The organism is Pseudoalteromonas sp. MMG013 (assembly GCF_018100885.1).
GTDB lineage: Bacteria > Pseudomonadota > Gammaproteobacteria > Enterobacterales > Alteromonadaceae > Pseudoalteromonas > Pseudoalteromonas aurantia.
This window is the reverse complement of the sequence record NZ_JAGJEE010000002.1, coordinates 1-23,785: the sequence shown is the minus strand read 5'-3', so window position 1 is coordinate 23,785 and position 23,785 is coordinate 1. Positions and strand designations below refer to the sequence as shown.

Annotated in this window: 31 protein-coding genes; 25 read left to right on the top strand and 6 right to left on the bottom strand. The window is 42.0% G+C overall.

What is annotated here, in order from left to right; all coding sequences use genetic code 11:
• Positions 1-3 precede the first annotated feature (3 nt).
• The 10 genes from J8L98_RS02100 to J8L98_RS02055 are packed head-to-tail and all read left to right on the top strand — an operon-like array spanning position 4 to position 6,990.
• Positions 4-921 (top strand): hypothetical protein, encoded by a 918-nt coding sequence (locus J8L98_RS02100; RefSeq protein ID WP_210995080.1) that lies wholly within the window; start codon positions 4-6, stop codon positions 919-921.
• Positions 918-2,714 (top strand): DDE-type integrase/transposase/recombinase, encoded by a 1,797-nt coding sequence (locus tag J8L98_RS02095; RefSeq protein ID WP_210995079.1) that lies wholly within the window; start codon positions 918-920, stop codon positions 2,712-2,714. Before J8L98_RS02100 ends, J8L98_RS02095 begins: the two co-directional genes overlap by 4 nt.
• 3 nt (positions 2,715-2,717) lie before the next feature.
• The gene (locus J8L98_RS25135) at positions 2,718-3,863 is read left to right on the top strand and encodes an AAA family ATPase (RefSeq protein WP_210995078.1); all 1,146 of its coding nucleotides are present in this window, start codon (positions 2,718-2,720) and stop codon (positions 3,861-3,863) included.
• Between the two features lie 4 nt (positions 3,864-3,867).
• A complete protein-coding gene (locus J8L98_RS02085; RefSeq protein ID WP_210995077.1) occupies positions 3,868-4,227 on the top strand; it encodes a hypothetical protein in 360 nt (119 codons plus the stop codon).
• Positions 4,220-4,894 carry a DUF2786 domain-containing protein gene (locus J8L98_RS02080; RefSeq protein ID WP_210995076.1) on the top strand — a complete coding sequence of 225 codons (675 nt, stop codon included), beginning with the start codon at positions 4,220-4,222 and terminating at the stop codon, positions 4,892-4,894. Before J8L98_RS02085 ends, J8L98_RS02080 begins: the two co-directional genes overlap by 8 nt.
• A gap of 8 nt (positions 4,895-4,902) precedes the next feature.
• Positions 4,903-5,520: a DUF3164 family protein gene (locus J8L98_RS02075; RefSeq protein WP_247682400.1), complete on the top strand. Its 618-nt coding sequence runs from the start codon at positions 4,903-4,905 to the stop codon at positions 5,518-5,520.
• A gap of 8 nt (positions 5,521-5,528) precedes the next feature.
• Positions 5,529-6,179, top strand: coding sequence for a regulatory protein GemA (locus J8L98_RS02070; protein ID WP_210995073.1), 651 nt, complete (start codon positions 5,529-5,531; stop codon positions 6,177-6,179).
• Entirely contained in the window at positions 6,172-6,570 is a 399-nt protein-coding gene (locus J8L98_RS02065) for a Mor transcription activator family protein (RefSeq protein ID WP_210995071.1), read from the top strand. The genes J8L98_RS02070 and J8L98_RS02065 overlap by 8 nt, the downstream gene beginning before the upstream one ends.
• Complete coding sequence (locus J8L98_RS02060) at positions 6,564-6,809, top strand: hypothetical protein (RefSeq protein ID WP_210995070.1); 246 nt, start codon at positions 6,564-6,566, stop codon at positions 6,807-6,809. Before J8L98_RS02065 ends, J8L98_RS02060 begins: the two co-directional genes overlap by 7 nt.
• On the top strand, positions 6,799-6,990 hold the full coding sequence (locus tag J8L98_RS02055) for a hypothetical protein (protein ID WP_210995068.1): 192 nt from the start codon (positions 6,799-6,801) through the stop codon (positions 6,988-6,990). Before J8L98_RS02060 ends, J8L98_RS02055 begins: the two co-directional genes overlap by 11 nt.
• A gap of 125 nt (positions 6,991-7,115) precedes the next feature.
• Here J8L98_RS02055 and J8L98_RS02050 read toward each other — a convergent pair whose 3' ends face one another.
• Genes J8L98_RS02050 through J8L98_RS02040 form a run of 3 tightly spaced genes read right to left on the bottom strand, consistent with a single transcriptional unit; the run spans position 7,116 to position 9,951 of the window.
• Complete coding sequence (locus tag J8L98_RS02050; RefSeq protein ID WP_210995067.1) at positions 7,116-8,840, bottom strand: ABC transporter transmembrane domain-containing protein; 1,725 nt, start codon at positions 8,838-8,840, stop codon at positions 7,116-7,118.
• Between the two features lie 15 nt (positions 8,841-8,855).
• Entirely contained in the window at positions 8,856-9,695 is an 840-nt protein-coding gene (locus tag J8L98_RS02045; RefSeq protein ID WP_210995065.1) for a lysophospholipid acyltransferase family protein, read from the bottom strand.
• 1 nt (position 9,696) lies between these two features.
• The gene (locus J8L98_RS02040; RefSeq protein WP_192509636.1) at positions 9,697-9,951 is read right to left on the bottom strand and encodes a hypothetical protein; all 255 of its coding nucleotides are present in this window, start codon (positions 9,949-9,951) and stop codon (positions 9,697-9,699) included.
• A gap of 316 nt (positions 9,952-10,267) precedes the next feature.
• On the opposite strand from J8L98_RS02040, the gene J8L98_RS02035 reads away from it, so the two are divergent.
• Positions 10,268-11,038 (top strand): hypothetical protein, encoded by a 771-nt coding sequence (locus J8L98_RS02035; RefSeq protein WP_210995064.1) that lies wholly within the window; start codon positions 10,268-10,270, stop codon positions 11,036-11,038.
• Positions 11,039-11,151: 113 nt separating this feature from the next.
• Here the strand turns inward: J8L98_RS02035 and J8L98_RS02030 are convergent, their stop codons facing one another.
• From J8L98_RS02030 to J8L98_RS02020, 3 genes are all read right to left on the bottom strand, one after another.
• Positions 11,152-11,289, bottom strand: a complete 138-nt coding sequence (locus tag J8L98_RS02030; RefSeq protein ID WP_192509634.1) for a hypothetical protein — start codon at positions 11,287-11,289, stop codon at positions 11,152-11,154.
• Between the two features lie 96 nt (positions 11,290-11,385).
• On the bottom strand, positions 11,386-11,793 hold the full coding sequence (locus J8L98_RS02025; protein ID WP_210995062.1) for an ACT domain-containing protein: 408 nt from the start codon (positions 11,791-11,793) through the stop codon (positions 11,386-11,388).
• 169 nt (positions 11,794-11,962) lie between these two features.
• Positions 11,963-12,178 (bottom strand): hypothetical protein, encoded by a 216-nt coding sequence (locus tag J8L98_RS02020; protein ID WP_210995061.1) that lies wholly within the window; start codon positions 12,176-12,178, stop codon positions 11,963-11,965.
• Between the two features lie 186 nt (positions 12,179-12,364).
• Here J8L98_RS02020 and J8L98_RS02015 point away from each other — a divergent pair, with 186 nt between their 5' ends.
• From J8L98_RS02015 to J8L98_RS01950, 14 genes are all read left to right on the top strand, one after another.
• On the top strand, positions 12,365-13,648 hold the full coding sequence (locus tag J8L98_RS02015; protein WP_210995060.1) for an ATP-binding protein: 1,284 nt from the start codon (positions 12,365-12,367) through the stop codon (positions 13,646-13,648).
• A gap of 150 nt (positions 13,649-13,798) precedes the next feature.
• Entirely contained in the window at positions 13,799-14,998 is a 1,200-nt protein-coding gene (locus J8L98_RS02010) for an AraC family transcriptional regulator (protein WP_210995059.1), read from the top strand.
• 265 nt (positions 14,999-15,263) lie between these two features.
• The gene (locus tag J8L98_RS02005; protein WP_010366135.1) at positions 15,264-15,557 is read left to right on the top strand and encodes a RebB family R body protein; all 294 of its coding nucleotides are present in this window, start codon (positions 15,264-15,266) and stop codon (positions 15,555-15,557) included.
• Between the two features lie 37 nt (positions 15,558-15,594).
• On the top strand, positions 15,595-15,864 hold the full coding sequence (locus J8L98_RS02000) for a RebB family R body protein (RefSeq protein ID WP_010366137.1): 270 nt from the start codon (positions 15,595-15,597) through the stop codon (positions 15,862-15,864).
• A gap of 87 nt (positions 15,865-15,951) precedes the next feature.
• Positions 15,952-16,218 (top strand): RebB family R body protein, encoded by a 267-nt coding sequence (locus tag J8L98_RS01995; RefSeq protein WP_010366139.1) that lies wholly within the window; start codon positions 15,952-15,954, stop codon positions 16,216-16,218.
• Between the two features lie 107 nt (positions 16,219-16,325).
• On the top strand, positions 16,326-16,505 hold the full coding sequence (locus J8L98_RS01990; protein WP_210995058.1) for a RebB family R body protein: 180 nt from the start codon (positions 16,326-16,328) through the stop codon (positions 16,503-16,505).
• Positions 16,506-16,543: 38 nt separating this feature from the next.
• Positions 16,544-16,948 (top strand): RebB family R body protein, encoded by a 405-nt coding sequence (locus J8L98_RS01985; RefSeq protein WP_210995057.1) that lies wholly within the window; start codon positions 16,544-16,546, stop codon positions 16,946-16,948.
• Positions 16,949-17,030: 82 nt separating this feature from the next.
• Positions 17,031-17,411 carry a hypothetical protein gene (locus tag J8L98_RS01980; RefSeq protein WP_210995056.1) on the top strand — a complete coding sequence of 127 codons (381 nt, stop codon included), beginning with the start codon at positions 17,031-17,033 and terminating at the stop codon, positions 17,409-17,411.
• A 20-nt stretch (positions 17,412-17,431) separates the two neighbouring features.
• Complete coding sequence (locus J8L98_RS01975; RefSeq protein ID WP_210995055.1) at positions 17,432-18,499, top strand: hypothetical protein; 1,068 nt, start codon at positions 17,432-17,434, stop codon at positions 18,497-18,499.
• Positions 18,499-19,041: a hypothetical protein gene (locus tag J8L98_RS01970; RefSeq protein ID WP_210995054.1), complete on the top strand. Its 543-nt coding sequence runs from the start codon at positions 18,499-18,501 to the stop codon at positions 19,039-19,041. Before J8L98_RS01975 ends, J8L98_RS01970 begins: the two co-directional genes overlap by 1 nt.
• Positions 19,042-19,044: 3 nt before the next feature.
• Positions 19,045-20,598, top strand: coding sequence for a hypothetical protein (locus J8L98_RS01965; protein WP_210995053.1), 1,554 nt, complete (start codon positions 19,045-19,047; stop codon positions 20,596-20,598).
• Between the two features lie 66 nt (positions 20,599-20,664).
• Positions 20,665-20,943, top strand: a complete 279-nt coding sequence (locus J8L98_RS01960) for a hypothetical protein (RefSeq protein WP_210995052.1) — start codon at positions 20,665-20,667, stop codon at positions 20,941-20,943.
• Positions 20,944-21,561: 618 nt separating this feature from the next.
• The gene (locus J8L98_RS01955; protein WP_247682399.1) at positions 21,562-21,957 is read left to right on the top strand and encodes a DUF4157 domain-containing protein; all 396 of its coding nucleotides are present in this window, start codon (positions 21,562-21,564) and stop codon (positions 21,955-21,957) included.
• 739 nt (positions 21,958-22,696) lie between these two features.
• Positions 22,697-23,767 (top strand): hypothetical protein, encoded by a 1,071-nt coding sequence (locus J8L98_RS01950; RefSeq protein WP_210995050.1) that lies wholly within the window; start codon positions 22,697-22,699, stop codon positions 23,765-23,767.
• Positions 23,768-23,785: the final 18 nt, after the last annotated feature.

Here is a 23,785-nt window from a genome sequence, read left to right as displayed (position 1 = left end):
GTTATGGGTGATTTAAGCGTAACAGACATGATTGATTTGAAAGTACAGCAACAGTCTGAAATGGCCGATATGCAAGAAGTTTTAATGCAGCTAGGTCGTGCTCAAGCTTTTAATTTTGCATCAAAAATGCTGACCGTCAGCGAATTGAAGATATTAGATGAGGTAAAGAAATCTAAAAAATACAAGGGGATAACTATTTACACACCTGAGGGGAAACTGCTGACCATCAGCACTTGGGCGGATGTTTGTGATCATATCGTGGGAGAAAGTAGGCAGCATGTAGATGAGCGTATATTGAACTTACGTCATTTCGGAGAACAGTTTTTTGAATCCGCGCAAAAAATGGGTTTAGCGTATAAAGATTTAAGAGCTGTCCGTCAATTGGATGAAGGTGAACAGCAACTTGTGATTGAGTCTGAAGCCGTTGAAACAGGAGATAAAGAAACACTTCAAGAACTCATCGACGTGCTAAAAACCAAACACAAAAAAGACAAAGACAAACTTGCACAAGAGCTAGATGCAACAGAGCGAATGCTGAAAGTGTCGCGTGATAGTGCAACGTCAAAAGAAAGCACGATCATTGAGTTAAAAGCTGACTTAGATAGCAAAAAATTCAGCGCTGAAAAATGGAAAGGTGAAGCAAAAAGCTTTTTTGAAGCACTGGCTAAAACCCAAAACCAGATCCGCGAAGGTTGCAACCAAATGCTGGTGCTGAGTGAGCAACTTGAAACGATCACGATGGACGACAAAACCTACGACGCTGCTAAATCTGCAATGTATGCCGACAGCAAAATTTTACTAACTCAACTTGCGCATGTATGGAATGAACTATACCGCACTTATGGTGGTTTAGATGACGCCAAGCCCAGCGGTGAATGGCTGGCCGAAATGGGCTTTGAAGCTACGGAGGTGATCGAATGAATGCACTCTCCATAGAATATTGGGCACAACAGCTAGACAACGCAGGACATGGGCAAAAGGGGACGATACGTGAAGAAGCCTGTAAAACGCTGGGGTTAAGTAAAGATGCGCTTTACCGCAGGCTAAAAAGCTTAGGTTGGGAAAGTGGCAAAGCTAAGCGCAGTGATGCAGGTAGTACAAGCATGAGTGACGAGTCACTAGAAGTTATGGTGTCTTTACTTAATCAGTCTGTGAGGGCCAATGGCAAGCGCACTATGCATGTGCCAGTTGCTAAGTCTATTTTAGCTGCAAATGGTTACGATAGCGTTAGCCCTAGCCAGATCAGCCGTGTACTAGCTCGCCACAATGCAAGTATTCATATGTTGGATAAAGCGACTCCACACACGCAATTGCGTAGCTTAGGGCCGAATCATGTACACCAAGTAGACCCCAGTTATTGTTTGCTTTATTACCCACCTGAACGCAAAAACCGAAAAGTAAAAGGGTATCGCCAGTCATACATGGACGAAAGCCATTTTTATGCGAACAAACCCGACAATTTAGACAGCATAAAAAACTTACGGGTGTGGCGTTACGTGCTCACTGATCACTTTAGCGGTGCTGTGCGTGTTAAGTATTATCAGGCGGCTGGCGAAACCACTGCTAACTTGTTTGATTTTCTGATGTGGTGTTGGTCTGTTCATGATGGTTCGGCATTCATGGGCGTGCCTGAAATGCTGGTATGGGATAAAGGCTCTGCCAACAGCTCTAAAGCAATTAAGAATGTGCTGAAGAGTTTGCAAGTTAAATGTGAAGAGCATAAAGCGGGAAGCCCACGCGCAAAAGGCAGCGTTGAAAACGGTAACGACTTGGTTGAAACCCAGTTTGAAAGCCGCTTGCTGATGGAGCCTGTGAGCAGTGTAGACGAGCTAAATGCGACAGCTTGGGCATGGCAAGAAGCCTATAATGCAAACAAAATTAAAGGCCAAAAATGTTTTCATTCTCGACATAAAATGCCGCGTTTAGACGCATGGCTAATGATTTACCAGCCTGAATATAGACAGCGTTTACGCCAGTTGCCTGACGAGCAAATTTGCCGCTTGCTGCTCACCAAAGAAGGTGAGACGCGCAAGGTAAAAGGTGATTTAACCGTGACTTATCGCCACCCCATAACTAAGTCTCAGTTGATTTACGACGTATCGGCTCTTGAGCACATTTTAAATGGCATGACCATAGAGGTGAGCCCTGTGATTGTGGGCGAGTCACCTGATTTGATGGTGGGTATTAAAACCCCCCTCGATGATGTGGTGTATCACCAGGTTAAACCATTGAAATTTGATGTTGCAGGGTTCCGCATTGATGCACCGGTGATTGGCGAACGCTATGCAAGCCAAGCTGATAATGCCACGCAAAACGCAGTGAAAGCAGCAGACAGGCTGGCATACCCCAACATGAGCGATGAAGACATAGCGAAAGCTAAAAAAACCAAAGCCGCGCCGTTCAACGGCAAGTTGGTTGCCCATTCGCACCTTAAGAACGTTGAGCACGAAACGCGCATTGCGCCCAAGGGCGAAACGATTACACCAGATAGTCCTGTGGCTAAGCAAATTACTCAAGCACCTAAGCGTAAAGGCAAGGTACTCGATGAAATAGACCTGCGCATAATTGTTGCCGAGCGATTGGGCCGCGCATTAAGACCAACAGAAGTTGAATGGCTGCAAAGCCTAGTAGTTGTTGAAACGGAATTAAATAACGTATTGGAGCAGTTGCACAACGGGATAGCGGAAACCCCAGTGCTAAAAATGGCGAGATAATCCGTGAAAAAACAAACCAAGCTCAGCGTTGTATTTGATGTACTGAGCATAAAACAAGCCCAAGTTGTAAGGGCACTAGCGGCCAAAGGACTCAAATTTAGCACAACCAGCCTGAGCCGTTTAAAAACACAAAACGAGTGGCCAAAACAGTGTAAACGGGCCGACATAGAACAACACATTATTGATTATTTACGGGCGCACGGCGCAACTGACGACCACTTAATGGGTTTGTTTGGTTGGAATGAGCCAAAGCCAAAACACGCACAAAGTGAGGAAGATGAAATGTTAAAGCCTGTACTTAAACCAGAAACGAAGAGGTTTTTTAAGATCAGACGAGACCCGTTTATTGATGAGTTTGAATGTGAAGATGACTTCTTCTTAGTAGATTCACACTTGCAGACAATTGAAGAGCTCATTGCGGCTGCACGTGCGAATTCGATGGTGACAGTGACAGGTGAGGTAGGCAGTGGTAAATCAATGATCCGACGCTTGTTCGAACATAGAGTACGAGAAGAGTTTTCAGAAATCACCGTGATATCACCTAAGCGTATGAATAAGAAAAAAGTAACATCTGATGGTGTGTCGAGAGCAATATGCCGAGAGCTTGGCATAAAAGTGCCAAATAATAGCGAAGACAGAGACGATGAAATTGAAAAGACTCTGATTGAAAGAAGCCGTAGTGGTCATAAACATTTATTGATTATCGACCAAGGGCAAGATCTTACTACTGATGTTATACGTGAACTCAAATGTTTATGGGAAACAACGGCGGGGTTTAAACGTGTTATTGGCATTGTGTTATTTGGTCAACCAGAGTTGATGACAAAAGTAAAAACTCACGCGATGCGCGAATTTAATATGCGAGTAGATGACATTCGAATGAGGCCGCTTGGGTTAAACGCAATTGATTATATGAAACATAAATTCATTCGCATTGGTGTTGACCCTATGAAAATTTTCACAGAAGACGCATTGAGCGCAATACGTGGCAAGTGCTATGGCAAGGTTGGTAAAGGCGTTGGCTTTGATGATGAGAACTTAGACCAAACGTACCCACTAGCCATAAATGTATGGCTAGCTCACACGCTTAATATGGCCGCTTATATTGGCGATAAGCACATAGACGAAAAATTTGTACATAAGGTATAGCACTATGGAACATGTAGATATCACATTGACTGGCGTTGCTAGCGTCAAGATCACAAAACAAGTCACGTTACCCAAGGCAGACGCCGAAGCATTATTGGCCGACGATAGCAGAATACAAGACATGCTTACACGGCATCATGCGGTTGACGTTAAACAATGGGGCCATGTGTTCGGCAAGAAGCAACGCGAGTTTACGATTGAAAAGCCCGAACCTGGTTACTCGTGTAGCAACCATCATTGTGGTTGGGTCGGTAATGAGTCCGACAAAGCACAAGTGGTGATAAATGGTGTAGAGAGACAGGCTTGTCCTAAGTGTCATTCAGTTAAGTTTTATAACGTTCAACAGGTGGTGCCCCGTGGATAAACGAATTTTAAGGAAAATTAAGCAATGCTTAGCGCTGGCTAAGTCTGCAACGAATGAGAACGAGGCCGCAGCCGCGATGCGATCAGCTCAAGCGCTTATGAATAAGCACCGTATTAGTGCTGAAGATGTGGGCATGAGCAATATTGATGAGCAGCGTTTTGCATTTGGCGTTAATCGCATCGTGAATTATCAAGCTGGTTTACTCGATTTAATACAGCGGGCGTTTGGCGTTGAAGTGGTTATATCACGCAGTTTTACGGGTAGTGACGTTCGATTTATTGGGGTATCGCCACAGCCTGAGCTAGCTGGTTATTGCTGGGAAGTACTGTTTGCGAAATTAAAAATTGAGCGCAGAGATTACGTTAAAAAGCAGCCTAAACAGTGCAAGCGAGTAACAAAAGTGGCAAGGGGTGACAAGTTTGCCTTGGGTTGGATATATGGCGTTAGCCAGCAAGTTAAAGATTTTGCATTGAGTGAAAGCGAGTCTGCATTAGTTGAAACATACAAGGCAAAACACTACCCAGATTTGACTACAACGAAAGCAATGCAAAGAGGTAAAAAAGCGAATACAGGTAGTGCTGTTAGCGATGGTATGAGAGCAGGTAAAAAGCATTCAATTAATCGGCCAGTTAATGGCAAATCTCAACAAAAAATTTCAATGCAGTAGGTGAAATGATGGAACAAGAATTTTATACAAATAGAAGTGGTTACAAAGTCCCCGCTAATAAAGTAAGCGACAACGATAAAGCACAAAATACATTGGTATTAGAGCTTGTACAGCGTGCAAAACAGTTAAGCGCTGAGCATGATGATTTTAAGCGTGGAGTGTTTACGCGAGTTAATGATTTTATTGCAGATATGGCCCATAGCTACAACGTTGAGATTGGAGGGACTAAAGGTAATATTACGTTGACGTCGTTTGATGGAAAAAGCCGTATAAAAGTGGGGGTTGCTGATGATGTAAGTTTTGGCCCTGAAATTTTGGTCGCAAAAGAACTCATTAATGGTGTTGTGAATGAGCTACTAGATCACGTTGGTGCAGAAGCTCAGCTCATTAAAGATATTGCGCAAGAAGCATTCGAAACAAACAAAGAGGGCCAATATAGTAAAGCTAAAATTATGAATCTACGTAGTAAATACCGTTACAGTCACGAGTCAGACGAATGGGCCGAGGCCATGAAAGCAATTGATGATGCTTTTATATTATCAAGCACGAAAACTTACGTGTTGTTTCATGAACGAAATGAGCTAGGCAAGTGGATTCAAATCCCATTGGTTAGTAAATCTCTATAGGTGGCGCTATGTATCATTCAAAATCAAAGCTGATCCAATTAATACATGTAGGCAAAACGAGTTTAGGCTGGGACGAAGATTTGTATCGTCAAGTTTTAGTTGAACTGACTAAAAAAGATAGCTGCAAAGATATGAGTGTAGGTGATCTAAACAAAGTGTTGTCTCACATGAAAGACAAAGGTTTTAAAGTGGTGACTAAAAAGCGCGGTAAAGTTCGCAACTCGCCAATGACTCGTGATATGGATCCAGAGGATAAAACGCCCCTAGATAAGCTGCGCCAAGTGTGGATAGCAATGAGCCACCGTGGTTATTTACGCGACGGTTCAGAAGCTGCACTACTTAATTGGAGTAAAGCCCAGGCTAAACGCATGAATAAAAACGTAGCAATTGAACGTCTTGAGTGGTTACGCGCATCCATGGTTCATGCACTAATTGAGCAGTTAAAAAGCTGGTATGTACGTTGTATGGCAAAAGATATGAACGAGCTAGCACCAGATTTAAAACAGCTACCGCTGCGCGATGAAGAGCTATTCAGCGCTAAGCGTTTTGTATTCTGTTTCGTTGGTAAGTTTGAAGGCTGTAACGTTGATCAATTAGAAGCAGCTCTTAACTTTACGGGCCAAATGCTCGGAAAATATGAGGGCGTGAAAAATGGCTAACCAATATGGCAATGTAACAGTTCGTGGTGATGGAATGTTACTGACTATTCTTGAATTAGTCACATGTGGGGTAAATGAGAGTGTTGGCGAAAAAGAGGCTTTAGACATTGGCAGAAAGGTTGTTGAATCTATACGTCATACATTTGGTGGCGAAGTTGTTTACGTCTGCAAAGGTCGCTCTATAGATGCAATTATGCTGAGCAATCAAATATGGGCTGAGTTTACAGGTGATAATCATGTTGAATTATCAAAAAAGTTCGGCTGCTCTGTACAGTGGATCTATACCGTTGTTCGTACAATGACAAAGGTTAAACGTGATGAGGTTCAAGGTGATCTTTTTGATAGTGAAAAAGGGCAAGGGCCAAATGATAAAGGGCCGTCACTATGCTAAAAAACGACGATGAGATCACGCTAAACAAATGGCTTTTGTTACTAGCTTTATGTACAGCGCTATTGGTGGGATATGAGCTTGGAAAACTCATATATATAGAAGAGCAAGTGACACCGCAAAAACAAGCAGCAAACTGGGGCCGAAATGGCGGTCCATCAATAGCTCCAGATAAACCAGAAACACCACCCTTATATAGAGTGATATGGGATCTTATGAATGAGGTAAATAATGAAGAGTAATATAGCTGAAGAAATGGCCCCACATTATATAGCTGCTTTTTTAAGTAAGTGTGGCTGTGAGTCATTTGATGATGTTGTTGGCGCTATGCAAATTTTGATCGATGCAGGCAAAGAAACGCAAACTGCATATAGTGAAAATCCTGAAGCCCAAAAGGCTGTAGCAGTTCCTTCTATTAACTAACAAAACAAAAAAGCGGCGCAAATTTTAAAGCGCCGCTCATTTTGAATATATGCAAATCATTTTGAAATAGTGTCTCACTCAGTCCCGTACATTCTCGGATAATCCCGCAGTTATCGCACAATTAGCTATATAGTTTTCGTACATTGGATCACTTGAGCAATAATTTGACCTTTATCCATAACAAAAATCTTATCTGCATCAACAATTGTGGAGAGCCGGTGCGCAATCACAATCACGGTTTTACCAACCATTAAGCGCTTAAGTGCAACCTGTACTAAATGCTCTGAGTGGTTATCTAATGCAGACGTCGCTTCATCAAGAATTAAAATCTCTGATTGTTTAAGTAACGCACGCGCAATGGCTATCCGTTGTCGTTGGCCACCCGATAACTGTGACCCATTTTCACCAATCTGACTTTGTAAACCATTTGGTAACGTGTGCAAAAACTCATGCACATTCGCTGACTCTATCGCAGCATGCATTGCTTGTTGAGTCACAGCTTTATCACAACCAAAAAGCAGGTTATTTTCCACCGTATCATCAATTAAAGTGACATTTTGCGACACATAAGCAATACTTTGTCGTAGAGAAAGCAGCGAATAGCGCTCAATGGCTACATCATCAATAAAAATGGACTTTTCTGGAGCTTGGTATAAACGTAAAATCAAATTTGCTACTGTTGTTTTTCCTGAACCAGAACCACCCACCACCGCGGATACTTTACCCGCTTCAAATACAACTGATACCCCTTCAACATGCAAACTCGAATGACTCCCATAGCTGAAGTTAAGATGTCGAAATGCGACCTCATGACTGCATTTGAGCAGAGGTAAATTGCCATCATCATGCTCAACCTGTGTATCGAGTAATGTAAACAAGCTACGTGCCGCAACGAACCCTTTTTGTAATTTTTGATTCACGACGGTTAATTGCTTTAAGGGTTTCAATAATGATCCCATCGCTAGCAGCATCATTGTGAATGTGCCTGCGCTCAGCTCAACAAGTATTGACTCAATACTCGCAAAGACCAAGATTATCGCAATTGCACCGGCCCCTATCAGCTGGATCACTGGGTTACTGATGGCGGATACCGCCGCCAGTTTCATTGTTTGCTGGCGAGTATGGTTATTTACTTTTAGAAAATCTTGATTAACGCGCGCTGTTGCATTGAAAACTAATATTTCTTGATGTGCACTAAATGCTTGATCTGATACTTTAGCCAAACCGCCCATACCATCTTGCAATTGTTTGCTCACTTTACGAAAACGTTTACTCACAATATTTATAATAAGTGCGATCAGCGGTCCAATGATCAGGAAAATTAATGAAAGCTGCCAACTCGCATATAGCATCATGGCTAACAAGACCATGACAATAATACCCTCTCTGATCACTGTAATAATGGCTGTTAAAAACGCTTCTGATAGTTGCTCAGCGTCATAAGTGATCTTAGAGATCAACGTGCCTTTTGAGTACGAATTAAACACACTCATAGAAAAACACTGTACCCTTTCAAATACCTGCTGACGTATCGCATACGTCACATTTGATCCAGCATAAGAAATACAATAGTTAGACACAAAACTTGCGACACCACGAACAGCAAATATCGCAACAGTTAAGTAGGCTCCTTGAATGAGTGTATTAGGGTTTGATTGATTAAGACCATCATCAATAAGCGGTTTAATAAAATAAATCATCCCTGCATCCACTAAACTAAATAATATCAGCGCGCATATTCCAATAAAGACAACCCATTTTTGCGTCATCAAATAATGATATAATCGCACACTCACATTTTTATCTTCTGCGGCAGTTGCCACATTGATTAGAGCATTTACATTGTGCATTGCTGATCCCATGTACTAAGGCCTAAACCGGTTATATGACCAATACCATTGCTCGGGATGTTTATATATAACCTCTTCAAAGCGTTGATATAGTTTCCCCATGGTAAGCGATATTTCTTCTTTATTATTATCAACGTAGCCATCAACAAAACGTTCAATCACCACATCATATCGATTGTTATCTTTGAGTACGGTGTAACACATCAGTATTGGCATTTTTCCATATGAAGAAATTAAAGCAGCGCCTGTTGGTGCTTGAGTTTTACAACCAAAAAATGACACTGGGGTCTCTTGTGCATAATGATCTGAGTGCAAACATACTGCTCTGTTATCACGTGATGCCTTCAAAAGTGCAATAATTGGGTTGCTGTCGTGCTTATCGATGACATCAATATTGGCAGAGTGATAAATGGATTTGGCTTTTGATAGAAATTTAGGAATTTTAGAGAGTGTCGTGACATTACCAGTTAAGTGCTGTATTGCAAATGGCACAAGCTCGAAGCAACTTGTATGCATTGTTGCGATACTCACCCCGCCTTCTCGAGATAATATATCCAGTGTTTGCGCATCACATACAATATCAATTTGCTGTTCTAATTCTTGCAACCAAAAGCACTCTACAACACCAAAGGCAATATTTTGATATGACCTCACCGCGATACGCAGGTTTTCTTCATCGGTATTGTATGGGTATGCGACACGCAAGTTACTCAATGCTCTGTATTTGGTTTTTTCAAATCCCATGATAATTTTTTCAGCTAACCAAAAAACAATGCTTTTTCGAGTATCTCGCTTGAGTAACTTCAATAAAAAAACAATAAAAGTGATTAAGTTACTGGCAATAAAATGCTTCATATTAATTTACTTTTTCACCAATAGCACATTTTACACCTGTCACTAATGAACCAAATGACTCAAACAACTCCGCTGATAACTCTATATTACTGGTATTCAAATTGAGCTTTTCTTCAAACTCCATTAACAGCATCACCACCCCCATAGAATCTAACTCCGCGTATTGGCCAAATAGCAAAGTATTCTCATGCAATTCACTTTCGTGAATATTTATCAAACTACAAACAGACGACTTAACAACCGACTCAACCTTCATCTTGAACCCCTAAAAATAAAACAGGTTATTACAATAATTAAAATATGAGTGTGGATCTTTAAGGTTTCTGTAACTGTGTGTAAGATGAAATTCAAAAGTGTAAAAAACTATATAAAACACTCAAGTAAATGGCGTACTCAGCGTACTTTTAGGCATGAAATGCAGAGGGAAAGCACCATAAGCCATAGAAATATAGGGGATTTTGTTTACAACAACACGTAATCAACACATTCATAAACACGCATCATCAGCATGACAAAACATGTTTAATAGCTCATAATTCCCGCATCGATTAAGCCTATATTGCAAAAATTTAATGTATGATTTAGAGCAAGAAAGTACAGACGAAAACCTAAAAGCCAGCCACCATGCACAAGAGTTAAGTCTGTTTGTGTATGAAAATCACTCCTACCGATGGCTCACGTTTTCAGATGGTTTAATACAGGGCATTATGAGCCTAGCAAATCCATCACATATTATTGCTCCTGTCGGACAGGCCTTGTTATTGTTTGTATTGGCACCTCAGCCTAGCTATAGAGTTCTTAATCTTGGTTTGGGCACTGCTGCCATTGAACGAGCACTGAATCATTTAGCAAATAGTACGCGCTTTACGTTAGATACGCTCGTCAGTGTGGAACACAATGCAGCCGTTGCCCATTGTGCACAAGCACACTTTGAATTTACACCATCGACATTGCACATTGGCTGTGCTCAACAGTATATCGACGAAACAAGCTTGCAATTTGATGTGATCTTATTAGATATCATCCATAAAGACCAAAAAAGTGACTTCTTACAACACGACAAGTTTTGGCATAAAATTAGTCAAACACTCGCGGCTAAAGGGCAAATCACCTTTAACTTTAACGCCTACTCTGAACAAGGTTTAATCGCTTTGTTAAAGCGAATAAAAGCATACTTTAAAACAATATACATTATTGAGTTTCATGATTATAAAAATCTCATAATCTCAGCCTACAAAGCACATGAAGAAAGGTTAACCAGAGAAAATATTGAACATTCGATTCTTATAAATCAAGTAGCACCCAATCTGAGCAGTAGTATTAAAAAGATACTAAAATTATGAGTCTTTATTATATAGAAAGAACGTTTTTATCTAATTAGATAGGTTGGAGTGATCTTTCCCTGTGAAAGAGAAGCGATAGAAAGTGAGAGTATACAACTCTCACATAAAAACGTTTATTTATTAGGTTGACATCGACTTGCGGAGCAAGGCCCTGTTATCCCAAATCCACCAGCAACATCTTTTGTTGCAGCTGTATCAAGTGGCTTTTGTGATAGAGATTTTAAGTTTCTTTTATTAAGTGTTATTTTCATTTGGAATTATCCTTATATTTATTTTGAGTATTTAACCTACTACAAAAAACCACACATTTAAATAGTTAAATATATAAAAATAAAGACAGCAATACATCATCTCCCTTCTTGCACTAATGACAGTAAAGCCGCTAACGCTTTGTCTGCATGTTGCTCACCCACAAATACATGGTCATGATAATACGCCGCAATCACGTTCGCGCTAACATGCACTTCAGTGAGCTTTGCTGCTATAGCCGCTGTTAAGCCAACCGCCTCTAAACTCGAATGTACCGCCAAAGTAATACATTTAAAAACACTCGAGTATGCAATATCATACTCGTTTGCTTTATCTTTTGTTAAAACAACCGTTAACCCCTCTTTTTCTTGAAAAGTGCTCACCGGCATGAGCTGAGCCAAAAGCGCATAATCCCATTTTTCTAACGTCGCAAATATATAGCACTCATTGTCTAAAGACGGCTCCATGCTTGCGATTAGTTTTTTTAAGTCAGTTTCACCAGACATCACGTTCTCCATTAGTGAAATATATAAGTTAAATGTAAAAATATCAGGCTATCAAAATGGGCCCCATGAAGACATAGGAAATATTGTGCTAAGCACATTAACACACTAGTACATACTAATGGCACGCTCTAAAAAAGTACAACAATAAGGTATTCCACGCGAGCATACTTTATTTAACAATACGACCATTGCTATTGATACTGGCTGAGTAATTAACTAAACATAAAAGCCTTAAGATTAGCTTATCTAACGGAACCATTGCTAGTTGCTCAATCGCGATATTCATATCCACAATATATTCCGGCACGCTTTTCAATGCTGTCATTAAAATGACAATAAAATAAGGTAAAGCACGCTGCGTAATACACTGTAATATTAAAAACATTAACAAAAAAGTAAACTTATAATTCCAAAAAACTTTCACTATTGAGCGATTAATTATCGCCATTTTAATAAAAACACTACAGCGTTATAAGGAGTAACCTAATGGAAACGTTCACGAATGGGCGCATCAATATTAATGCGCACGCACTACAGTTACTGAGAAAAAAAAGCTTTAAGTCAAGAACAGTTGGCTCAAGAATGTATAGATAAAAGACTGCCAATTTCGGTTTCTTCAATAAAAAGAGCCGAAGCTGGAGAAAAAATACTCTATAGAACACTGTCGATATTTGCGCGCTTCTTTCAAGTCAGTATTGATGTATTACTGCCTAATTCACCTATACCTGCTTGGTTGTACACGCACTTAATAAGCCAGTCAGTAGAACCTTGTTTAGGTAGAGAATGGGAACTTCATCAATTACATTCATTACTAAATTATGTTGAAAGCCAACATCGCGCCAAAACTATTTACATTTATGGTATAACTGGTTCTGGAAAAACCCATTTACTTCACCACTTTATTGAATGTGTTAAAGCTGCGGGAAAATACGATTTAGCGTTTGGCCAGCCCCATAATTGCCCCCCCCATAAACTCAAATTTTCTATCGCTAATTTAATTAAACAACTTTTAAAAATTGACCATACAGCCACTGAGGTAGTGATAAAAGAAAAAGTAAATTTAGTGGTAAGCTCTTCTTTGAGCTATGTAAGGACTTTGCAATTACTGGCGATTTCACTCAATCAAAATCAACATAACACGCTAGAAAAACAAACACCGCTGCAAATAAATAAAATAGATAAACAGATTGCCAATGATTTAATACGTTACGCTGCTCACAAACATATTGCACTGGTCACCTTCGATGATGTACATCATTTAACTTATACACAAGTGCAATTCCTACGTTTATTTACCGAAGAAGAGTACGCCCAGCCTATCTTATTTATTATTACTGCCCAGCCAAAAGGTCTATTTACTTCAGTCCCAGGGTGGCTGTCTCTTGCTCACACCATGCCGTTAAAACAACTCAACCTAGACGCCCAAACTCGCTTAGCTAAACATTATCTCGCCAAAAGAGGATTATCTATTGCGAAATATCAGACCAGAGTAAAAATGGCGATAGAGCGCGCTGCTGGCAACCCCGCTTTTTTACAGCAATTACTCTTGTCTCCTCATTCTCAAACGTGCCCTCCCACTGAATTACAGCGATTTATAGACAATACATTAACTGATATGCCAGCAGAGCTCGCAGAGTTATTCCAATTCTCAGCTTTACAAGGATTTCATTTTAATGCCAGCCAATTAAGTCAATTTACACAGAAACAACACATACGTGCACCACTGTGTTTGGCCCAAAAAATGTTAGCCAGCGGATTAGTCATACGCGAGTCCGATCAATATCGTTTCTCACATCCGTTAATTTGGGAGAGCATAAAAAATCACCATACTCAATTTGCTAAAAACTCTGTGTAAAAAGGTCAAATAACACAAGTGAGCCGGATCTGAGCCAATATAAAAAGCGATAAAAAAATATCTTTTCGTTGAAGCAAATAGTATGCGCAGTCACATAAGCAAAATTTTTGCCTGCGCATGTTTACCCTACATTCAATGAAAGGAAAAATCATGTCTGTACAGTTGAAAGTTACACCCAACATAACCCCGTGGATTGGCAAAAGTGATGCACTTTTTAAACTAAAACAAGATATTGAGAAACTAGCTTGTTCAACCATTCCCATCCATATTACCGGAAACTCAGGGACTGGTAAGTCACTTGCAGTACAACAAATACACCAATATTCGCCACACCAACACGGCAAACTGGTAATTTCATGTTGTAAATTGTGGGCACCTGAGAATATCAGAAATGAACTTGATTCATTACTCAACCAAGCCTGTCATGGCACCCTTTACCTGAAGAATATTGATGCGCTAAGTAGCACGCAATTTGAACAGATAAAAGATTACTGGTTACTTGATAACCCACTCAATAATGCAGTTAGGCTCATTACATCAACCAGCCAATGTGCCAGAGCCGACGCAAGCCAAGTTGATGATTCACTCATGTGGCTACAATACTACTGCCTCACTTTAGTGTTGCCTTCTTTGTCGCAACGAAAAGGAGATGTCGAGCCACTCATAAGTTATTACCAAAAGACCGATCTGCGTATTGGGCAATTAAAATTAGAAAAGTCTACCATCGCGCTGCTTAATAACTATAGCTGGCCCGACAATGTAAAGCAGTTAAAACGTTGCTTAGAAAAGCTCACTTTTATTAACGACAACATCGAGATCACACCACAAGCCCTCATCGATGTATTTCCTTGTATGGCACCCAATTTTGAAAAAAATACAGAACTAAATCGTGATACCCAGCTATCTTTACAGCCTCAGCTGCCAAAACCTGACACTGACCTAGAAAGTGAATTAACTCTGGATTTTCAAACTATCAATACAGCCCCTCAGCTCACCGAAGCGGCAACGGCACATTACAAACCCCACCCTGCACTGAAAAGGGCACTAGATTACTTAGAAGCACACTACACACAACCCTTGAGCTTAAGCGAGGTCGCAGAATGTGCATGTGTCAGTCCGTCACACTTATCGTTTTTATTTAAGCGTTATGTAGGTCAATCATTTAAACAAACTCTGCTACGTATTCGTATCAAAACCGCTATGGCGCGGTTCAAAGAGAACCCATACAGCCAAGTTACTGAGGTATGCGATGATGTTGGCTTTTCTGATTTAAGTTTTTTTGTTCGTAAGTTTAAAGCAGTGGTGGGCGTGAGCCCTGGAGTTTACCGTGACCAAAGAGCGAAACATTAGTCATATACAATAAGTAGTAGCAGATGAAGTTTGACCGTAATTCAATGGTTAAACTTCCTCTGTCAGAATAATACAAAATGCGTGTACTTTAGACCCGTTATTTATTCCCTGTTTTTACCAATTAGCTTACGCGTTCTTACCAATCATCCAATCTGTGCAATACGTATACTGAGTTCAGTGCTTAGGCAAGCTGAATAGGTTTTTATTGCTTAAGAGAAACACGTTTATTCATTTGATTATTAACATAAAACAAAAAGGTTTAATTATGGCATTTCCAACAGCAGTGAACGACCAAATTACAGACTCTGTCACCCAAGCCAATGTAAAAGTGCTCGGTGATGCGCCCGCTATGTCAATGGGTAACTTATTTCAAGCTACTTCACAAGCACTGGCAAACGCTGCACATAATGCAACGTCGGCACAACAGCAAACGTCAGTAACGGCTCAGGCTGCGACCACAATGGGGGTGACTACGTTGTACTCAATTGATACAGCAACAACTGGCGTCGCAACCAAAGATATTCTTACTCCAAGCAATAAAGTCGCAGGGTTAGGTTAATAACTCGGTCAATCATTTTAACTTATAGGATATTACTATGGCATTTCCAACAGCCGTGAACAGTCAAATAACCGACTCAGTAACACAAGCAAATGTACAAGTTTTGGGTGACGCGCCTTCCGTCGCGATGGGTAACTTATTTCAAGCGACATCACAAGCCCTTGCTAACGCGGCCCACAATGCCACCACAGCGCAGCAGCAAGCAAATATTACGGCGCAAGCCGCCACCACAATGGGGGTAAGCTTACTTTACTCCATTGATACCGCATCTACTGGCATGGCGACAAAAGCAATTCTTGGCTCATAATATTTCAGCTAAGGTGTTTTTCGTCCCCAGTAAATACCCCTGTAATCATAATGGTTACATTTTAAAACTTTAAAAAGGAATAATACTATGGCATTTCCAACAGCAGTAAACAGTCAAATTACCGATTCAGTATCTCAAGTAAACACAAAAGTACTCGGTGATGCACCGGCGCTTGCAACTGGCAATTTTATGATTGCAACAAGCCAGGCATTGTCAAATGCTGCGCATAACGCTACTTCTGGGCAACAGAACAATGGCATTACAGCACAGGCTGCACTGGTTCAAGGTGTAAATACACTCTTTAGCGTAGATACAGCTGCAACGGCCACGGCAACACATAAGATATTTCGCTAATCAGTGAGTATCGCAGCATTGCCCAGCTTTAATCGGCAATGCTGCATTTTAAACATATTAATACCTTAGCCAACTGCGATAAACACTTACTCTGAAGGGGCTACATAATGACCGAGTCACTCTATTCCGTAGACATAGCAGCCATCGCAATGGCTAATTCCATCGCCTTATTAATGGAAAATGCCGTGAGTAATGACAAAAATGCGCAGTTAACTCAGAACGCGGCGGTAACACAGTGCTGTGTACTGATGGTATCAGCAGGTGCTGCACAAGCGGCTAAAGGTTAACGTCAATCTCAAGAAATAAACCAGTAAGGACTATAAAGATGAGCACAGTCAACGACCAAATAACAGATTCAATTACACAACTGAATGCATTACTCACCGGCGGAGCCGCGGCGCAATCTATGGGCATGCTCGATATAACGGGTACAGAAACCTTAGGTATGTCTATGTTTAACGCCATTACAGCGCAGCAAAATGCACAGACTTCAGCATCCGCCGCTGCCACTGCCAGTTGTGCAAAAATGCTAAACATTGAATTACCAAAACCACTGCCTGAAAAAAAGCTCAAAGCAGATGCAAAACAGACGATCGCCGATTTAACGCATGCAATCACCGCAGTACAAAAAATTGAGCCCGCGCTTAAAAAACACGAGGCCACATTGCCTTCAAATACAAGTGAAGGCGGTACAAAAAAATCAAGTTCAAGTGACAGCGCAACAAGCTAGCCTAAATCGTTGATAAATAAAAACAGGTATTGAGTGTGTAAAAAACGCACTTCAGTGAATATAGATAAAAAGGTAACTAACCATGTCCAATACCACACAAGTTAACCCACAAGTTGTCAATGCACTGGAGGTTATTCAGCACAATGCATTGTCTGGTGAAACCGCAAAGCTATCAGGGGCAGGCAAAGCCTTTCAAGCCGTGTCGCAATCTTCGGCCATTGCAATACAAGACGCGACCGATAATTTACGTAATATAAATACTATGGCCACCACCGCAATGGGCGTTGCCATGGCGCAAATGTTAGCCACTGGGGATGTCGCCAAATATAACCCAATTATTGCCGCCGCCAATACCATGGTAAAAGATGGGGCTGATAACTTTAAAACGGTGGGTACCAATGCTGGTTCATTGTTGAATCAGTTTCCAACCGGTACCAACACGCCGCCTTCATCAAATAGTTAGAATAAAACAGAGAGTATATTATGACGATTATGATAAACCAGAGTGAAGTCAAAGCGTTAGAGCAATTACCTGATAAGGTTCAAACATTAATCCAGTTGATCCCCGACGGTGACAGTGCGTTTGAAACGCTACTTAGTAATCAAGATGAGAACTTCAGCTTTAATTCAGCCGACAGCTTTGTAGAGCAGCTTGCACTGGGCATTCGCAATTCGTCACTCGTTTTATTACCCAATGCAGAGCTCGTTGCAGACATAAAAAAACTGTTAGATTTAAGTACCAATGACCTCCGAGATTTGTCATATGGTATGAATCGCGATGAAAATAACCTGTCGATGGAAAAACACCGGCAATTGTTACAAAAGTACCATTTACTCAATAGGCACGACTTTAGTGCCGTTAATGCTTTTTATAAACGTAACAATTTGCATGACAACTCAATTGTATGGGCCGCTGATTTTCAAGGTCAGATCACGTTGCAACGCACGTTAGCGTATTGTGAAAAAACCTTTTCAAGCTCCAATACTCAAATACGAAATGCCTGCCACTGGGCGTTAAGCCAAGCGCAAAATCTCTGTGAATTTGCACATTACTACTGTATCCACTTAATGTGGCAGCAACGCAACACAGCTAAAACGCCTCCCATAGATACCGTGGTTACGCAACTCATGCCATTGGCGCTTGCCAATTTAAACTGTCCAACCGTTACCTTTGAACTAGACGAAAACACCTTAAATCGCGCCATTGTGCAATGGCAAGAAGCAGATAACGCCCTTGGTTTTGCCAGTGTATCTGCTGGGTTACTCTGCATGATGTTGCACATCGACTTATCAGACTCCAGTGAGCTTGTCGCGCAAGCCAAACTATATATAACGACATTACAAAAACTGCTGGCCAAAACACTCGCCAGCGAACAATTTGTTGGGCAAGCCGGGTTGGCGAAATATTACGTACTTGAATTAACTGACCGCACGGTAGCAATGAGTGTCGACGCAGATGGCTGCTTAAGTATCGACAGTGATAGGCCCTCAAAAAAGCCAACCACTCCCCCAGCCAACACTGCCTCTAACACGCCTAAAGGAGCTGCATAATGGCTACCCCGACTGATAATAAACTCACAGCAAAAAGCACATCAACCGCCATGCAAAATAATTTAGATCAATTAGTCAATACTGCGATGCCAGCAGGGTTGAATGACTTACTTGCAGGGATAGATACTATGCTGGCCAATGCACAGCATACAATTGATAGCTCTTTACAACAATCAACTGCGTTGATAGAGCATTCTCGTCAACAATTACAACAATTTGAACAACTGCAAGAACCAGTTCGTAGCAGCCAACTAGGACTTAACCAAGGGGGGCCTGAGCACGATACTTATACCCTAGGTAAAACAACGCCGCAGCCAGAAAATGAGTCGACAGGCAATATTTTAACGCCCTCTTTCACGACACAACAAACCGCGGCATTAGAGGCTGCTCAGGCTGCGCAACAAACCATGGATGACGCGATTAAACAGATGCAGCAACAATTATTAGCACAGAGCAAACACTATGAAGCGTCTGTCGCAAAAAAAGTAGCATCTCATGAGGCGCATAACCAAGACCCACAACCTAATCAAGCGCAGGGCTAAACTATGATAGCCATTGAATTTTCAAGCGTCGAATGCTCTGCCGATGAAGACGTCAAAAAGCAGGCCGCAGTGAAACAAATGCGCGCGCTCATGTCGCGCTTAGAAAGCGCACCAAAGTATCACACTCTCACAGAAAAAGATCGTGCTCTACTGATTAAAGAAGGCTATGCCCGTGATTTGGTCGATAACTTAATTTTTATCACCGAGCGAATGCTCACGCGGCCAAAAAGCTACGACAGTCAAGCGGTACAGCCTGATAGCCAAGATGACCTCGAGTTGGGGTTCAATTATGCTGCGTTTGACCCTGCGCTATTTGCCAGTAACACCATTAAAGCGCATTTTGCGCAATTATCACACGGATGCTGCGCGCTCTGTGAGAGCCCATTAGCCGCCACACAGTGCGGTGAAATTGGCCACTTTAGACCGGTAGACCTCCTTGATAACGCCGCAATTGATAAACAAGTTATCCAATCTCGATGTTCACCTTACTATGCCCTGGCCTACGAGCAAGAGAATTTACTTTATGTGTGCAGTGCGTGTAATGAACAACACAAAGTTGGGCTTTTCCCTGTAACTGGCCCTCGATTTCCTAAAGTTACTATTGAAAATGAGCATCCTTTACTGGTCAGCCCTTACCATGACAAGCCACGTGACTATATTCGCTTTAACCCATTTACCGGTCAAGCATATAGCTATGACAAAGTAGCCGCTTTTTTAATGGCAACCCGTCAATTAACCGCGCCAGAGGTTGAGCAGTTGATTTGGTCACAACCGGATGTGATCCCCATGCAAGCCTACACGGGTATACTTTGTGATACCGCCAAAGAGCGCGATTTTTCATCTTGGTTTGCAACACTCGATCACCAAACCCAAATACACTTAAGCCGTGGCGAACTAAGCATTGACAGCTATGGCCTTAATCGCCCAGCATTGGTAAATGCAAGGCGTGCATTTAGTGCGCAACTGCTGTCATTTTATACCCACACACACAGCGCAAAGTCCAAAAGTCAGCATAAAAACACTGTTCTGGAAACAAATACAAACACACCCAACACTGGAACAAGCCCTGCTCACCCGCTATCTGAGATTCCACCCAATGGATATCGCAGCTTTGCAATAGACGCGTTAAATAGCTGGCAACACGGCGTGAAACAACTCCCCGCTCTTGTTCATGATGTAATAAAGCAGCCACTAGAAAACGCCAACAATCCTTCCGATGAAGCAATCGCGGCAGTTCGGGCATTTCCCATGTGGTTTAGGTCATGCATTAGGTACTGTGTTGGGGAGTCGCACCTCACGCAACAGGACAAACGTCAGCTGGTATTCCTATCAGGTCAAGATGCGCATTATGGACAAAAATCGATAGAAAAGAGCGTATTTTTAGCGATTGACTGGTTAGCCGACCAACATAAAGTGATTAAAGTAAAATCGCATCGAAATATTTGGGAGACGTCTTTTGCAGAGCTTGCATGTTCACGGGCGCAGCAGCTCACTGATTTATTCAGTCACAATGAAGTCTGGGTGGAAGGGCCCTTCTCGCCCTTAGCACCAAAGTGATGAAGCCAACCTAGCATAGGTTTTTTTATTTAGTTATTTTTAACCAACCAACAAGGAAATACCGTAATGAGCCAACCAATAGAGCGCACTGTAGATCAAGAAGAGCAACAAGCAACGAACGCCGTTGAATATACCGACAAGTTAGTAGCAGAGCAAAGTACTGGCTATGCTACCAACACACCGGAACAAGCCGAGCAAGTTGCCACCAATGCGGTTGTCAATGCCATCAACGCAACCGCTGAGCAACTACAAGGTGAAGCTGAGTACAACTCACCTGTGGAGGCTGAGCAACGAGCAACCCAAGCCGTTGCAGCAACCGAGTACGAACAACCCCCTATGGGTTAATGCCCAGCAACGTGTTATTCAGTTAACACCAAAAACCGCCTTGCTCACCCAATCGAGTAAGGCGGTTTTTTATCTTTATTATCGACATCATCACCCATACTCACATTCATATTGACCCGATAACAGCCGCTTCATATGACTTCATCCCCCACCCTAATTTTGCCTCCCTGACGCAGGTCAGGGCCCACATAAACTAACCCAGCACTTTACTCCCCCAATCCCTAATTCACCTAAAGCCTCAATTCGTCTCCCTGCCCTAAATTTCGTCTCCCTGCCCTAAATTTTGTCTCCCTGCCCTAAATTTTGTCTCCCTGACGCAGGTCAGGGCCCATACAAATTAAAGTCACCATTATTCGTCTTTTATTTCATGCAACTTCTGCTAATTTTGTTACCGTCTCCCAGCTACCTCATCTCTAATTTCGTCTCCCTGACGTAGGTCAGGGTCCATATCAATTCACAGCATAATAAAAAAGCAAAATATACCAAACACCTCCACAAAAAATACCAATCACATGCACTGGATCTTGCCTATAGTATTCACATCAAACGGCTTCTTATTAACAATAGCGAACACGAATTATGTGGTTAACTCAAGCAAAATACGCAGTACACAGGGCCTTGCCCAGCACAACGGCCACCCCCTTAATGCAGCGTAAAATGCATCGCTTTGTGAAAGGACTCACTCGCCCACATACACAAGGGTTACCACCACGGCTAAAACGCGGCATGGAAAAACTCACCGGGGTGAATCTAGCCAATGTGCAAGTGCACTATAACTCGCCTAAACCCGCGCTGGTGCAAGCGCATGCCTATGCGCAGGGCAAGGACATTTACTTATCACCACGGCAAGAAAAGCACCTCCCCCATGAACTGGGGCACATAGCCCAGCAAGCGCTTGGGATGGTAAAACCTACCACCAAAGTGAACGGCGTGGCGGTCAATGACGACCCTAAACTGGAGCAACAAGCGACAGACTGGGGTGAGATGGCGGTTCGTTTAGGTGGGCAGGGGTAGGTGAGGATAGGGGCTGATTTACTTTCAAGAAATGGGTAACACACTGGCGAAATTCTGCAAACCACGTGGTCGGCGTTACTACCGTTACATGGATGACTGGTTAATATTATGCAAAATACGATATCAGTTACGAGTGGCTGTAAAACTCATGAATGCCTGCTTAAAAGTGGTTAAGCAAACTAACCATCCATTTAAAACCTATATAGGGAGAATCAAAAATGAAGGGCTTGGGTTTTTACTCCGGGCATCCTGCCCTACGCCCTTCGAGTCAGCTTCGCTGTTTAGAATTGTTCCAGACAATTTTGTGGGATACAAGATAACCCCTAAGCCAAAGAGGAATTTAACACTCGCTTGGAAAACTTGGGCAAACCACTTTAGCAAGCTGCGGCAGCTTTATTAGCAAGGTACCCCAATTAAAGGTATCGCACAGTATGTTAAACGTTGGGTAAGCGGGGGCGTAATTTTGAACATGCCAGCCAGTCTACAGCAAGGCTTTAACAGTGCGCTTGGGCGTGAGGTTAGAGAGTTATTGGGATGGTATGGAGGGGATGGGTTTACTGCTGGGTAAGGTGGTGAATTGAAAGTAATGGTTCATCGACGGCTTAATGGAGTGTTGATGGGTCTGTGAATGTTAATGAGATAGTCGAGACAAAGTCCACAGTGCCTTTGCTGGGTTATTATAGGTGATAAAAGAAAGCCTGTAAAAATTAATAAAATACAATTTATGAAGGTTTGAGATATGTATGAACAAGTAGAGAAATCAAGAGAAAATAAAAGTAGGGCGGTTGCTAAATTCGTTCCTCAGAAGACTGAGCGTAAAGGAATTAAGGTTATAACAAATTGCGGTTCCAGAGGTAGTACGAGTTTTATAAAGTTAAAAAATTATAAATACTCATCCAAGGTTCGAAAAAACTTAGAGGTGATACAGTTAAAAGATCGTCGCAATCAGATAGATGATTTAATGACGAAACGTATGGATATAGAATCCGTTCGGAAGAGAGTTAAACATGTACTGGGGCTTGTACGGACACGTGTGAACAACGAAAACATAGTTTTAAACGGGCGCGGTCGAGATGTGTTTTTTTATGACAAGGTTGCCTGGGCCAAAGATAAATCTGTAACACAAGTACTGAACTCATGGGACTCCTCTAGTGCTTCAGATACGGCTGCGATGTTGATGGATTACGCCTTGAACTGGAAGAATGACACCATAGAAGATGTAAATGGAAATGAACACGCGAGGGGGAAATATGAACGGAAACGGATAGTGGAAGGGACTACAAAGAGCTCTGAGCTGTTTGGGAAACAAGGTAAAGCTGCGCGAGGACCAAACCATACCTTCGAACAAGGAAGTACCCTGGAACTACATGCACTTGCAGGGAACTATCCGACAAAATCTGGTCCATCTGCATCTACATCTGTGCTGTTATGGTTTCTCCGCTGGGTTGGGGGGATATCACAAGGGGACGCTCTTTCTGTTGTCGATGCTTTGTGTCGCTTTTGGGGTAGAACTACTAAAAAGGTCACAGGAGACTACCATACTAAATATGAAGCGATGATTCCGTTGGCTAGGCACTGGAATAAATTTAACCACTTGAATTCTGGTCAAATACGGAAGAACTGCAACATGCGTGAAGACGCAAATGTGAACCAGATAATAACTAACCTCAATACCGGAGACCAAGTTCAAGTGCAATGGGACCGCCAGCGGAAATTTTCTTTGGGGGGGGCGTCTATTGCTGCCGAGCATGTGTGGGTCATTAAAGAAGGCGATCAAGGTTGGGTAAGAAGTTCGGTGGTGGGCGGTTAGGACACAAAAATAAAAAAC

Bases quoted from the DNA above. Each gene is read 5' to 3' on its own strand.
- J8L98_RS02100 (WP_210995080.1), top strand. From the start codon at position 4: ATGGGTGATTTAAGCGTAACAGACATGATTGATTTGAAAGTACAGCAA.
- J8L98_RS02095 (WP_210995079.1), top strand. From the start codon at position 918: ATGAATGCACTCTCCATAGAATATTGGGCACAACAGCTAGACAACGCA.
- J8L98_RS02085 (WP_210995077.1), top strand. From the start codon at position 3,868: ATGGAACATGTAGATATCACATTGACTGGCGTTGCTAGCGTCAAGATC.
- J8L98_RS02075 (WP_247682400.1), top strand. From the start codon at position 4,903: ATGGAACAAGAATTTTATACAAATAGAAGTGGTTACAAAGTCCCCGCT.
- J8L98_RS02070 (WP_210995073.1), top strand. From the start codon at position 5,529: ATGTATCATTCAAAATCAAAGCTGATCCAATTAATACATGTAGGCAAA.
- J8L98_RS02065 (WP_210995071.1), top strand. From the start codon at position 6,172: ATGGCTAACCAATATGGCAATGTAACAGTTCGTGGTGATGGAATGTTA.
- J8L98_RS02060 (WP_210995070.1), top strand. From the start codon at position 6,564: ATGCTAAAAAACGACGATGAGATCACGCTAAACAAATGGCTTTTGTTA.
- J8L98_RS02055 (WP_210995068.1), top strand. From the start codon at position 6,799: ATGAAGAGTAATATAGCTGAAGAAATGGCCCCACATTATATAGCTGCT.
- J8L98_RS02050 (WP_210995067.1), bottom strand. From the start codon at position 8,840: ATGCACAATGTAAATGCTCTAATCAATGTGGCAACTGCCGCAGAAGAT.
- J8L98_RS02045 (WP_210995065.1), bottom strand. From the start codon at position 9,695: ATGAAGCATTTTATTGCCAGTAACTTAATCACTTTTATTGTTTTTTTA.
- J8L98_RS02040 (WP_192509636.1), bottom strand. From the start codon at position 9,951: ATGAAGGTTGAGTCGGTTGTTAAGTCGTCTGTTTGTAGTTTGATAAAT.
- J8L98_RS02035 (WP_210995064.1), top strand. From the start codon at position 10,268: ATGTATGATTTAGAGCAAGAAAGTACAGACGAAAACCTAAAAGCCAGC.
- J8L98_RS02030 (WP_192509634.1), bottom strand. From the start codon at position 11,289: ATGAAAATAACACTTAATAAAAGAAACTTAAAATCTCTATCACAAAAG.
- J8L98_RS02025 (WP_210995062.1), bottom strand. From the start codon at position 11,793: ATGTCTGGTGAAACTGACTTAAAAAAACTAATCGCAAGCATGGAGCCG.
- J8L98_RS02020 (WP_210995061.1), bottom strand. From the start codon at position 12,178: ATGTTTTTAATATTACAGTGTATTACGCAGCGTGCTTTACCTTATTTT.
- J8L98_RS02010 (WP_210995059.1), top strand. From the start codon at position 13,799: ATGTCTGTACAGTTGAAAGTTACACCCAACATAACCCCGTGGATTGGC.
- J8L98_RS02005 (WP_010366135.1), top strand. From the start codon at position 15,264: ATGGCATTTCCAACAGCAGTGAACGACCAAATTACAGACTCTGTCACC.
- J8L98_RS02000 (WP_010366137.1), top strand. From the start codon at position 15,595: ATGGCATTTCCAACAGCCGTGAACAGTCAAATAACCGACTCAGTAACA.
- J8L98_RS01995 (WP_010366139.1), top strand. From the start codon at position 15,952: ATGGCATTTCCAACAGCAGTAAACAGTCAAATTACCGATTCAGTATCT.
- J8L98_RS01990 (WP_210995058.1), top strand. From the start codon at position 16,326: ATGACCGAGTCACTCTATTCCGTAGACATAGCAGCCATCGCAATGGCT.
- J8L98_RS01985 (WP_210995057.1), top strand. From the start codon at position 16,544: ATGAGCACAGTCAACGACCAAATAACAGATTCAATTACACAACTGAAT.
- J8L98_RS01980 (WP_210995056.1), top strand. From the start codon at position 17,031: ATGTCCAATACCACACAAGTTAACCCACAAGTTGTCAATGCACTGGAG.
- J8L98_RS01975 (WP_210995055.1), top strand. From the start codon at position 17,432: ATGACGATTATGATAAACCAGAGTGAAGTCAAAGCGTTAGAGCAATTA.
- J8L98_RS01970 (WP_210995054.1), top strand. From the start codon at position 18,499: ATGGCTACCCCGACTGATAATAAACTCACAGCAAAAAGCACATCAACC.
- J8L98_RS01965 (WP_210995053.1), top strand. From the start codon at position 19,045: ATGATAGCCATTGAATTTTCAAGCGTCGAATGCTCTGCCGATGAAGAC.
- J8L98_RS01960 (WP_210995052.1), top strand. From the start codon at position 20,665: ATGAGCCAACCAATAGAGCGCACTGTAGATCAAGAAGAGCAACAAGCA.
- J8L98_RS01950 (WP_210995050.1), top strand. From the start codon at position 22,697: ATGTATGAACAAGTAGAGAAATCAAGAGAAAATAAAAGTAGGGCGGTT.